Here is a 288-nt window from a genome sequence, read left to right as displayed (position 1 = left end):
GCCCCCCCCGGACACCGCCTGCCCCGGGAGCAGGGCGATCTCGTCCGACAGCGCCGCGCTCCGGTCCCGCAGCCGGTCGAGCTCGGCGCTGCGCGCGGTGATCTGCCCGGCGAGCACCTCGCGCGCGGCGACCGCGGACGGCTGCGGGGCGCGCAGCGCGAGCACGGACCAGGTCGTGGCCGCGCCCAGCACGCCCGCCAGCACGGCCACCGCGACGGTGCCGCGCCCGCCCCGGCGCCGCGGCTTGCCGGGCGCGGCGCGCCGCTCGGCCGCCTCGCGGTACTCGGG

The 288-nt window shown here is 83.0% G+C and carries 1 pseudogene; it reads right to left on the bottom strand.

The features are described 5' to 3' along the window. Window positions 1-288: pseudogene (locus tag KVT14_RS20300) on the bottom strand (hypothetical protein); the annotation flags it as partial.

This window comes from Cellulomonas sp. GbtcB1, from assembly GCF_019091725.1.
Classification (GTDB): Bacteria; Actinomycetota; Actinomycetes; order Actinomycetales; family Cellulomonadaceae; genus Cellulomonas.
Note: the sequence above shows the minus strand (reverse complement) of the source record. Positions and strands in the feature narration are given on the sequence as shown.